We start from the raw sequence: 11424 nt of genomic DNA, 5'->3' as shown, positions 1-11424 counted from the left end.
CCCCCCCCCCCCCCCCCCCCCCCCCCCCCCCCCCCCCCCCCCCCCCCCCCCCCCCCCCCCCCCCCCCCCCCCCCCCCGCGGCCGGGTCGGGCGGGAGCAGGGGCGGCTCCCAGAGCGCGAAGGTCACCCCGGCTCTCGGCGAGGTGTCCTCGGTGACCGCCGTCACCGGCAGGCCGGTCAGTCGCCCGGCTGCGGCGGCGGGGTCGCCGGAGGTGGCCGAGGCGAGCACGAACGTCGGGCCGGGGTCACCCGTGGCGGGGCGGTAGCGGGCGCACTGCCGCCGCAGCCGCCGCAGTACGTGGGCCACGTGCGAGCCGAACACGCCCCGGTAGACGTGGCACTCGTCGACCACCACGTACGCCAGTCGGCGCAGGAAACCCGACCACTGGGCGTGGCCGGGCAGGATGCCGTGGTGCAGCATGTCCGGGTTGGTCAGCACGAACCGGGAGTGCCGGCGGATCCACTCCCGTTCGGCGCGCGGGGTGTCACCGTCGTAGCAGGACGGGCGTACGCCCTCGATCTCCAGCGTGGCGACGGCGCGTAACTGGTCGGCGGCGAGCGCCTTGGTGGGGGCCAGGTAGAGCACCGTGGCGCGCGGGTCGGCGAGCAGGGTGGCCAGCGCGGGCAGTTGGTACGCCAACGACTTGCCGGACGCGGTGCCGGTGGCCACCACGACGTGCCGCCGGTCGTACGCGATCTCGGCCGCCTCGACCTGGTGTCGCCAGGGCGTCGTCACCCCCCGCCGGGCGTACGCGGCTCGCAGCTCCTCCGGTGCCCAGTGCGGCCACGGCACCGCGATCCCGGAGCGGGGTGGCACCCGCTCGATGTGGGTGATCGGGTCGGTGGTGTGTCGCTGGCGCAGCCGGCGCAGCAGCTCGCCCGGCGGCGGTCGTTCCGGGCCGCCGCCGGCGGACACGGGAACTGCCGGGGTCACGTTCTGCACTCTCGCACTGGTGTTCGGAAATGGGAAATCGTCGCGTCTGCAGGCCGGGACCGGCCCCGTGAGTCGTCAGGCGCCTTCGGGGGTAATGGTTAGATGCCAGAGAGCTTACGGCTGTGCGAGGGAGGACCGATGGAGCTGTCGCTGGCGACCCGCACCGTGGGGGAGCACACGGTGCTCGAGGTCGGCGGTGAGGTGGATGTCTACACCGCCCCCCGGCTGCGTGAGCGGCTTCTGGAGTTGATCGACTCCGGGGCCCGGCACGTGGTGGTCGACCTCGGCCGGGTGGACTTCCTCGACTCCACCGGCCTGGGTGTGCTGGTCGGCGCGCTCAAGCGTCTGCGGACCGCCGACGGCACCTTCTCGCTGGTCTGCGACAAGGAGCCGCTGCTCAAGATCTTCCGGATCACCGCGCTGGACCAGGTATTCCCGCTGCATCCCACGGTCGAAGCGGCGACCGGCACCGGCGCGTGATGGCGACGGTCCGGCTCTCCTTCTCTCCGGCGCCGGTGCACGTGCGCACCGCCCGCCTGGTCGGCGTGGCGGTGGCGCGGCGGGCCGGAGTCCGCGAGGACCTGCTCGACGAGGTGCGCCTGGCCATCGGTGAGGCGTGCACCCGTGCGGTCGCCCTGCACCGTCAGTACGGCGTGCCCGATCCGGTGCTGGTCGAGATGTCCGACTCCGGGTCGTACGCGGTGCGGGTGGTGGACCGCGCGCCGATCGAGGCGAGCATCGGTCTCGCCGCGCTCGACGCCGACCAGTTGGCCAACGAGTCCCTCGACGAGGACGACCTCACCACCGGTGTCGGGTTCGCCCTGCTCGCGGGCTTCGTCGAGGATCTTCAGGTGCGGCCGGTCGACGACGGTGTCGGGACCGAGGTGCGGATGGTCTGGCCGGTCGGTCGCTGACCCGTCGGCGCCGCCGGTGACCGCGCATCACGTCAGCGCCGCGTCATGCGGCATTCGTGGCGCCGAGTCTCGATTCATCGGGGCCGTATTCCCTGTGCTGGGAATGCGGCCCCGTTGGCATGGACCCGTTCCTATATCAGATTTCTTTTCATAACACAGCGACGAAGATCATCGGCCGATGGTGCCACCTCGGTGTGACCTCGAACACTGCGGAGGGCTACAGTACCCGGGTTGTCAGCAAGTGATCCACCGGGCAGCCAGCGCAGATGGGCGTCCGTCGCCGGTTCTCGCCGGGTGGGTGGCGCGCACTTGCGAATTCGCATACAGGCACCGGCCGGTGCGTCTCCATCGGCCGGTGCGTTGTTCGGCACAGGAGGACACAGATGTCCGACACCTTGGCCGCCGAGGGCGGCGGGATCTCCCTAACCGGAGCCAATGTCACGTACGTCGTCATCGCCGCGGTGATCGCGTTGGTCGCGCTCGCCTTCGCCGCCGCGCTGACGAAGACCGTGTTGGCCGCCGGCAAGGGCACCACCAACATGCAGGAGATCTCGGGGGCCGTGCAGGAGGGCGCCTCGGCCTACCTGATCCGGCAGTTCCGGACTCTGGCGATCTTCGTGGTGATCGCCGTGGTCCTGCTGTTCCTGCTGCCGGTGCACAACACCGAGGGCAGCGAGACCGCGGTGAAGATCGGGCGCTCGCTCTTCTTCGTGGTCGGCGCGCTGTTCAGCGCCTTCATCGGTGGCGCCGGCATGTGGCTGGCCACCCGGGCCAACCTGCGCGTGGCCGCCGCCGCCCGGGAACGCGAAGGCGGCCGGGAAGCGGCCATGAAGATCGCCTTCCGGACCGGTGGCGTGGTCGGCTTCCTCACCGTCGGCCTCGGCCTCTTCGGTGCCGCGCTGGTCGTGCTGGTCTTCCGGGGTGACGCGCCGACCGTGCTGGAGGGCTTCGGCTTCGGTGCCGCCCTGCTGGCCATGTTCATGCGGGTCGGCGGCGGCATCTTCACCAAGGCGGCCGACGTCGGCGCCGACCTGGTCGGCAAGGTCGAGCAGGGCATCCCCGAGGACGACCCGCGCAACGCCGCCACCATCGCCGACAACGTGGGCGACAACGTCGGTGACTGCGCCGGCATGGCCGCCGACCTGTTCGAGTCGTACGCGGTCACCCTGGTCGCCGCGCTGATCCTGGGCCGCGCCGCGTTCGGCAGCGACGGCCTGGTGCTCCCGCTGATCATCTCCACGATCGGCGTGCTCGTCGCCATCATCGGTGTCTTCATCACCCGGCTGCGCGCCTCGGACCGCAACGGTCTGACCGCGATCAACCGGGCCTTCTACCTCTCCGCGGTGATCTCGGCGGTGCTGGTCGCGATCGCCACGGTCTTCTACCTCCAGCCCACCTGGGCCGCGCAGCTCGGCGACAACTGGCGGGAGAGCCTCGGGGTGGACGGCGGCGACCCGCCGTTCGGCCCGCGCGGCGTGGTGATCGGCGCGGTCGTCATCGGCATCGTGCTCGCCGCCGCGATCCAGGCGCTGACCGGCTACTTCACCGAGACCGACCGGCGTCCGGTGCAGGACATCGGCAAGAGTTCGCAGACCGGTGCGGCCACCGTCATCCTCGCCGGCATCAGCGTCGGCCTGGAGTCGGCGGTCTACTCGGCGCTGCTCATCGCGGGCGGTGTCTTCGGCGCGTTCCTGCTGGGCGGCGGCTCGATCACCCTGTCGCTGTTCGCCGTGGCGCTGGCCGGCACCGGTCTGCTGACCACCGTCGGCGTGATCGTCGCGATGGACACCTTCGGCCCGATCTCCGACAACGCCCAGGGCGTGGCCGAGATGTCCGGTGACATCGACGAGCACGGCGCCCGGACGCTCACCGAGCTGGACGCGGTCGGCAACACCACCAAGGCGATCACCAAGGGCATCGCGATCGCCACCGCCGTGCTGGCCGCCACCGCGCTGTTCGGCTCCTACACCGACACGCTGCGCATCGCGTACGCCGACGCCGGGGTGACCGACGTCGGTGCCGAGATCCTCAACGCGCTGAACGTGGCCAACCCGCAGAACCTGGTCGGTCTGATCATCGGTGCGGCCGTGGTGTTCCTCTTCTCCGGCCTGGCCATCAACGCGGTCTCCCGCTCGGCCGGCGCCGTGGTGATGGAGGTCCGCCGACAGTTCCGCGAGCTGCCCGGGATCATGGACGGCACCCAGCGCCCGGAGTACGGCAAGGTGGTCGACATCTGCACCCGGGACGCCCAGCGTGAGCTGCTGACGCCGGGTCTGCTGGCGATCCTGGCGCCGATCGCGGTCGGTTTCGGCCTCGGGCCCGGCGCGCTGGCGTCGTACCTGGCCGGTGCGATCGGGGCGGGCACGCTGATGGCGGTCTTCCTGGCCAACTCCGGCGGTGCCTGGGACAACAGCAAGAAGATGGTCGAGGACGGCGCGTACGGCGGCAAGGGCTCCGACGCGCACGCGGCGACCGTCATCGGCGACACCGTCGGCGACCCGTTCAAGGACACCGCCGGCCCGGCCATCAACCCGCTGCTCAAGGTGATGAACCTGGTCTCGCTGCTGATCGCGCCGGCCGTGGTGGCCTGGAGCATCGGCGAGGACCGTAACGTCGGCCTGCGGGTCGGTGTCGCGCTGGTGGCGACCCTGATCATCGTCGCGGCGGTGGTGTTCAGCAAGCGCAAGAGCGTGGCGATGGACGAGGGCAACGACAGCGGTGGCACCGGCACCGCTGACCCGCGTCCGGAGGCGATCAAGGCCTGACGCCCGTCGGCACCGCGGTCCCCGGTCGGTTCGTCGCCGACCGGGGACCGCTCGCCTGTACGGCCCGTACACCTGACCGGTGCCGACGGCGAGGAGAAGCCGTACCCTGCAACGCATGCGTACCTGCCGGGCGGCGACCGCCGGAAAGCTCACGGTGGTCCTGGCTACGCTGGTTCTGCTGGCCGCCTGCGGCTCCAGCGGTCCGAGCCCTCGGGCGTGGGCGGCGTCGGTGTGCACCGCGCTGAGCCCGTGGCGCGCCGAGATCAGCAAGTTGACCAGCAGCACCAACGAGCAGATGACCGCACAGACCACCCCCGCGCAGGCCAAGGAGAACCTGGTCCGCCTCTTCGCCGGTGCCGAGGAGGCCAGCGAGACCGCGCGGCTCAAGGTGGAGCAGGCCGGCGTACCCAAGGTGGAGCAGGGCGAGGAGGTCTCCGCCGGCTTCCGGGCCGCGCTCGCCTCGATGCGGGACGCCTACGGCCGGGCCCGCACCACCATCGACGGGCTCGGCATCGGCGAGGCCGGCACCTTCTACGACGGCGTCCGGTCGACGGTGGAGACCCTTCAGCAGGAGTACGACGCCAGTGCGCTGGACACCAGCCGGCTCAACTCGGAGGAGTTGAAGCGCGCCTTCGACGAGGTACCTGAATGCCGTTGAGCGGTTCCGGAGAGACACCGGCGGCACTCCCGCTGCCGGTGACCTTCCCGGTGCCCGACCCGGCGACACGCCGACGCGGCGAGCCGGCCGAACGCCCCACAGTGCCCGAGCGGGGTGCCACCGGCGAACGGCAACTGGTCTTCTTCGGCGCGGAGACCGGGGAACCCTCCGTGGCCGACCTGGCCGGGCTGCTCGCCGGGCCGGGCGAGGTGCACCGGATGGGCGGGACCGCCCGCCTGACGGTGGAGGTGGACGCCGCCTGGCGGGTGCACGTGCTCGTCACCGAGTTGGGTCGTCGGGGCGTACGGGCGACCTGGGAACCGACCGAGGACCGGCGGTACGCGGTACGGACGGCGTACACCCGGACGATCGTGCCGCTGGCGGCGGCGTGGCTGCGCGGCCCGACCCAGTCGCCGCCCTCGGGTTTCCAGCTCGACGGCCGTCGGCTGCGGCTCTGGCTGGCCGCCGCCGGAGTGGCCGAAACGCCCGACTTCGTCCTTCGTCTCGGCGGCACCGATCCCCGCCGGTGGGCGGTGGTCGGCGCGGCGCTGCACGCGGCCGGGCTCACCGGCGACCTGCTCGCGCCGGATGCGGGCGGGCCGGCGTACCGGATCGCCGGTCGACGCCGGTCGTCACGCCTCGCGGAGCTGGTGGGTGAGCGTCCGGACGCGGCTCCGCCCGGCACCTGGCCGACCCGCGACTGATCCGCCGCCGGCTGTCCGATCGAAGACAGCCGGGCGTCGGGAAACACAGGGAGAATCGGCCGGGTCGCACCTCCACCGAGGGGCCGCCCTGATCACAGTGACCCGTTCCATGCCCTACTCAGGGTGTACGGTGACGCCGTCCGGCGCGACCACAGATCGTCCCGGGCGAATTGCCGCCCGCGAAACCCGAAACACGGACGGCGCGTTACGTTGGACATCCGGACCGCTGGGTATCGGTGGGGCGAGTGCGCCCGGAACCGGGCGATGGCGCGGCCATGAGCAGGAAAGAGGTCGAAGCAGACGTGCCGAGCAACGCTGGAACCACCCGTCTGGTCATCGTCGAGTCTCCGGCGAAGGCCAAGACGATCTCGGGCTACCTCGGCCCGGGGTACGTCGTGGAGGCCAGCTTCGGGCATGTCCGCGACCTGCCGCGTAACGCTGCCGACGTGCCCGCCCGGTACAAGGGCGAGTCCTGGGCCCGGCTCGGCGTCGACGTCGACAACGGCTTCCACGCCCTCTACGTCGTCTCCGCCGACCGCAAGCAGCAGATCAGCAAGCTGACCAAGCTCGCCAAGGAGGTCGACGAGATCTTCCTGGCGACGGATGAGGACCGCGAGGGCGAGGCGATCGCCTGGCACCTGGTCGAGACGCTCAAGCCGAAGGTGCCGGTCCGGCGGATGGTCTTCCACGAGATCACCAAGCCGGCGATCCAGGCGGCGGTGGCCAACCCCCGGGAGATCGACCGCGACCTGGTCGACGCCCAGGAGGCCCGGCGCATCCTCGACCGCCTCTATGGCTACGAGGTCTCCCCGGTGCTGTGGAAGAAGGTCATGCCGAGGCTCTCGGCGGGCCGGGTGCAGTCCGTGGCGACCCGGATCGTGGTCGAGCGGGAGCGGCAGCGGATGGCCTTCCGCACCGCCGAGTACTGGGACATCCTGGCCACGCTCGCCGTGACGAAGGCCGGTGAGGGGCCGCGCACCTTCAACGCCACCCTGGTCGCGCTGAACGGCGACCGGATCGCCACCGGCAAGGACTTCGAGCCCACCACCGGCCGGGTCAAGCCCGGCGCCGGCGTGGTGCACCTCGACGAGAGCGGAGCGCGGGGGCTCGCCGCCCGCCTCGACGGGCGGCCGTTCACCGTCACCCGCGTCGAGGAGAAGCCGTACCGCCGTCGCCCGTACGCGCCCTTCATCACCTCCACGCTCCAGCAGGAGGCGGCCCGCAAGCTGCGGTTCTCGTCGCAGCAGACGATGCGTACCGCGCAGCGGCTCTACGAGAACGGCTACATCACCTACATGCGTACCGACTCGGTGAGCCTGTCGGAGACCGCCATCGCGGCGGCCCGCCGGCAGATCGTCGAGCTGTACGGCGAGCGCAGCGTGCCGCCGGAGCCGCGCCGTTACACCGGCAAGGTGAAGAACGCGCAGGAGGCGCACGAGGCGATCCGCCCGGCCGGGGACAACTTCCGCACCCCGGGCGAGGTGGCCAAGGAGCTGTCGGCCGAGGAGTTCAAGCTCTACGAGCTGATCTGGCGGCGCACCATCGCCTCGCAGATGACCGACGCGGTCGGCTCCAGCGTCTCGGTCCGGATCCGGGCCACCACCGTCGGCGGCGAGGAGGCCGACTTCGGCGCCACCGGCAAGACCATCACCGACCCGGGCTTCCTGCGCGCGTACGTCGAGTCCAGCGACGACGAGAACGCCGAGGCCGAGGACGCCGAGCGCCGGCTGCCCAACCTGGTCAAGGACCAGCCGCTGACCGCCGACCAGTTGGCGGCGCAGGGCCACCACACCCAGCCGCCCGCCCGCTACACCGAGGCGTCGCTGGTCAAGGCGCTGGAGGAGTTGGGCATCGGTCGCCCCTCCACGTACGCGTCGATCATGCAGACCATCCAGGACCGTGGGTACGTGGTCAAGCGCGGCCAGGCGATGATCCCCTCGTTCCTCGCGTTCGCCGTGATCGGGCTGATGGAGCGGCACTACCCGCGCCTGATCGACTACGACTTCACGGCCAGCATGGAGAACGAGCTGGACGAGATCGCCGGTGGTGACCACGCGGCCGTCGACTTCCTCACCGCGTTCTACTTCGGCACCACCAACGGTGCCGGTGACCAGGACATCGCCCGTTCCGGTGGGCTCAAGAAGCTGGTCACCGAGAACCTCAGCGACATCGACGCGCGCAGCGTCAACTCGATCCCGCTCTTCAGCGACGACGAGGGACGCGAGGTCGTGGTGCGGGTCGGCCGGTACGGGCCGTACCTCCAGCGTCGGGTGCCCGGCGAGGAGCAGGCACCGGCCGCCGAGGGCGAGGAGGGCGCGGCCCCGGGCGACCGGGCGCCGATCCCCGAGGGCCTCGCGCCGGACGAACTGACCCCGGAGAAGGTCCACGAGCTGTTCCTCGGCGGCGGGGGCGAGCGCAAGCTCGGCGACGACCCGGCGACCGGCGAGCCGATCGTGCTCAAGTCCGGCCGGTTCGGCCCGTACGTGGCCAGTGGCGAACGCAAGTCCTCGCTGCTGCGCTCGCAGTCCCCGGACTCGCTCACCTTCGACGAGGCGCTCAAGCTGCTCAGCCTGCCCCGGGTGATCGGGGTGGCCCCGGACGGCGCGGAGGTGGTGGCCAACAACGGCCGCTACGGCCCGTACGTCAAGCAGGGCGACGAGTTCCGTTCGCTGGACTCCGAAGACAAGATGTTCACCGTCACGCTGGACGAGGCGCTGGCCCTGCTGGCCGCACCGAAGAACCGGCAACGACGGGCCGCCGCGCCGCCGCTGCGGGAGATGGGTGCCGACCCGTTGACCGAGAAGCCACTGGTCATCAAGGACGGTCGGTTCGGCCCGTACGTCACCGACGGGGAGACGAACGCGTCACTGCGGCGTGGCCAGACCCCGGAGGCGCTGACCCTGGAGGAAGCCTCCGAGATGCTCGCCGAGAAGCGGGCGAAGGGTCCGGCGCCGAAGAAGAAGGCCGCTGCCAAGAAGGCACCCGCCAAGAAGGCCCCCGCCAAGGCCGGTGCCGCCAAGACCGCCGCCTCGAAGTCCGCCACCAAGGCCACCGCCTCGAAGACGGCGTCGAAGGCGGCAGCCTCGAAGGCCGCACCGAGGAAGGCGGCGCCGAAGAAGGCCACCGCCGCCAAGAAGGCCCCCGCCGCCGACTGACCCCGTCCACCGACGGACTCGCCCCACACCGCCGGGGCCCCACCGGAGTTGACCAAGGGGTTTGCACCCTCGGACCTGCCCCCTCCGTGACCAAACTCCTTGATCGACACGGGGGTCAGGGGGTGGCGGTGGGTGTGGGGGTGGGGTGGGGGCCCAGGAGGGTGTCTAGGTAGGGGGTGGTGAAGGTGCGGTGCGGGTCCAAACGGGCGCGCATCTGCTGGAACTCCTGCCAGCGCGGGTAGGCGTCGGCCAGCGCCGCGGCGTCGCGCCAGTGCAGTTTGCCCCAGTGCGGGCGTCCGGTCAGGCCGGTCGCCACCTGTTCGAAGGCCCGGAAGTACGGCTCGTACGGCATCCCGACGTACTGGTGCACCGCGATGTACGCCGACTCGCGACCGTACGAGTGCGACAGCCAGATGTCGTCGGCGGCGGTGAAGCGGACCTCGACCGGGAACAGCACCTTGAACGGCAACCCGTCGATGATCCGGCGCAGCGCGTCGAGCGCCTCGCCGACGGCGTCGCGCGGCAGTGCGTACTCCATCTCGGTGAAGCGGACCCGGCGCGGGGTGCAGAAGACCGTGTCGGAGCGTCCGGTGTAGGCGCGTTCGCTGAGCACCCGCGCGCTGACAGCGCTGATCGGTGGGGCCAGGGCCGGTGCGGCGCGACCGAGCCGGCAGGCGGCGGCGAAGACGTTGTTGGCCATGAAGTCGTCGTCCAGCCACCGGCGCCAGCCGGGTAGCGGTCGGTCGTCGGCGGCCGTCCGGTCGTTGGTCTTGAGCTGCACCCTGGTGGTGTACGGGAACCAGAAGAACTCGACGTGGTCGTGCCGGTCGATCAGGTCGGGCAGTCCGGCGAGTACGGCGTCGAGGTGGGCGGGGCGTTCGTGGGCCCGCAGCACGAAGGCGTCCACGCAGCGCAGGGTGACCTCGACCAGGACGCCGAGGGCGCCGAGCGAGATCCGGGCCGCGTCGAACACGTCGGGGTGCTGGTCGGCGGAGCAGTGCAGGACCTCGCCGGTTCCGGTGACCAGGGTCAGCGCCTCGACGAAGGTGGCCAGTCCGCCGTGTCCGGCGCCGGTGCCATGGGTGCCGGTGGAGATCGCGCCGGCCACGGTCTGCGCGTCGACGTCGCCGAGGTTCGGCAGCGCCAGGCGGTGCGTGGCGAGGAGCGAGTTCAGTTCCCGCAGCGTCATCCCGGCCGGTACGGTGACGAGACGTCGATCGGTGTCCACGCGTACGTCGACGGCGAGTCGGCTCAGGTCCATCCGCCGGTCGTGGGCGACCGCGACGGCGGTGAAGGAGTGTCCACTGCCGACCGGCCGGATCCGTACACCGGCGGCGGTGGCGGAGCGTACGTGCTCGGCGACCTCTCCGACGGATGTCGGGCGCAGGACGCCGGTCGCCACGCTGTGCTGGTTGCCGCCCCAGTTGGACCAGGCGGTGGGGGTGCGTCCGGTGCCGGCCATGGCGTGCTCCTCAAGATGAATATGAACCGAGTTCATATCAGGAACGTTCTTCCTGGTAAATACCGCAATCGAGGTCCGCTCGTTGTACCGGTAGTCACGAACTCGTGACGTGCAGATATGTTCATCCGTCGAAGGGGGGTGGCGAGTGTCAACTTCAGCCGCCACGACCGGCCCACTGCGTCGCGTACCAGTGCAGGGTCGTAGTGTCGCGCGCGTCCAGCGAATGCTGGACGCCTGCGCTGAACTCGTCGACGAGGTGGGGTACGAAGGACTGACCACCACCCTGCTCGCCGAGCGGGCCGAGGTGGCGATCGGATCGGTCTACCAGTTCTTTCCGGACAAGCGGGCGATCGTGCAGGCGCTCACGCTGCGCACGATGGAGTCCTACCTCCAGCGGCTCGACGAACGCTTCGCCTCGGACGACCTGACTCACTGGTGGGACGGGGTCGACGCGGGCATCGACGAGTACATCACGATGCACCGCACCGTTCCCGGCTTCCGTACCCTGCACTTCGGCGACGTGGTCGACCTGCATCTGCTCGATGAGCAGCGCGACAACAACGGGGTGATCGCCGACCAGTTGGCCCGGGTGCTCACCGAACGGTTCGGGCTCGCCGACGTTCCCGACCTGCGTTTCCACCTGGAGATCGCAGTAGAGGCGGCGGACTCCCTGATCAAGCTCGCGTTCCGGCGCAAGTCGGACGGCGACGACCGGGTGCTGGCCGAGGCGAAGGCGCTGATCCGGGAGTACCTGCACCGCCAGATGGAGGCGCGGGGCGACACCGGCCGCCGGCCGGTCGGGCAGCCCGCGAAGCCGGGCGACGACCAGATC

The 11424-nt window shown here is 71.1% G+C and carries 9 protein-coding genes; 7 read left to right on the top strand and 2 right to left on the bottom strand.

All coding sequences use genetic code 11. The annotated features are described in order from the left end of the window. Nucleotides 1-934 (bottom strand): DEAD/DEAH box helicase (locus EYA84_RS32885; RefSeq protein WP_394347578.1); only part of this gene is annotated, 934 nt, incomplete at its 3' end. 138 nt (nucleotides 935-1072) lie between these two features. Here EYA84_RS32885 and EYA84_RS16985 point away from each other — a divergent pair. The 6 genes from EYA84_RS16985 to topA all read left to right on the top strand — a co-directional run bounded on the left by EYA84_RS16985 (nucleotide 1073) and on the right by topA (nucleotide 9130). Next, nucleotides 1073-1414 carry an STAS domain-containing protein gene (locus tag EYA84_RS16985; RefSeq protein ID WP_131054046.1) on the top strand — a complete coding sequence of 114 codons (342 nt, stop codon included), beginning with the start codon at nucleotides 1073-1075 and terminating at the stop codon, nucleotides 1412-1414. Further along, nucleotides 1411-1848, top strand: a complete 438-nt coding sequence (locus tag EYA84_RS16980; RefSeq protein WP_131054045.1) for an ATP-binding protein — start codon at nucleotides 1411-1413, stop codon at nucleotides 1846-1848. The genes EYA84_RS16985 and EYA84_RS16980 overlap by 4 nt, the downstream gene beginning before the upstream one ends. A gap of 266 nt (nucleotides 1849-2114) precedes the next feature. Then, entirely contained in the window at nucleotides 2115-4613 is a 2499-nt protein-coding gene (locus EYA84_RS16975) for a sodium-translocating pyrophosphatase (RefSeq protein ID WP_387258310.1), read from the top strand. Between the two features lie 115 nt (nucleotides 4614-4728). Beyond that, entirely contained in the window at nucleotides 4729-5271 is a 543-nt protein-coding gene (locus EYA84_RS16970; RefSeq protein ID WP_131054043.1) for a hypothetical protein, read from the top strand. After that, on the top strand, nucleotides 5262-5975 hold the full coding sequence (locus EYA84_RS16965; protein ID WP_131054042.1) for a hypothetical protein: 714 nt from the start codon (nucleotides 5262-5264) through the stop codon (nucleotides 5973-5975). Before EYA84_RS16970 ends, EYA84_RS16965 begins: the two co-directional genes overlap by 10 nt. A 302-nt stretch (nucleotides 5976-6277) precedes the next feature. Further along, nucleotides 6278-9130: a type I DNA topoisomerase gene (gene topA / locus EYA84_RS16960; protein WP_131054047.1), complete on the top strand. Its 2853-nt coding sequence runs from the start codon at nucleotides 6278-6280 to the stop codon at nucleotides 9128-9130. Between the two features lie 115 nt (nucleotides 9131-9245). Here topA and EYA84_RS16955 read toward each other — a convergent pair whose 3' ends face one another. Next, nucleotides 9246-10592 (bottom strand): D-arabinono-1,4-lactone oxidase, encoded by a 1347-nt coding sequence (locus tag EYA84_RS16955; protein WP_131054041.1) that lies wholly within the window; start codon nucleotides 10590-10592, stop codon nucleotides 9246-9248. A gap of 223 nt (nucleotides 10593-10815) precedes the next feature. Here EYA84_RS16955 and EYA84_RS16950 point away from each other — a divergent pair. Then, the coding region (locus tag EYA84_RS16950) for a TetR family transcriptional regulator (protein WP_236145811.1) at nucleotides 10816-11424 on the top strand (609 nt) is incomplete at its 3' end.

It is taken from the genome of Verrucosispora sp. SN26_14.1 (assembly GCF_004307965.1).
Lineage (GTDB): Bacteria > Actinomycetota > Actinomycetes > Mycobacteriales > Micromonosporaceae > Micromonospora.
Note: the sequence above shows the minus strand (reverse complement) of the source record. Positions and strands in the feature narration are given on the sequence as shown.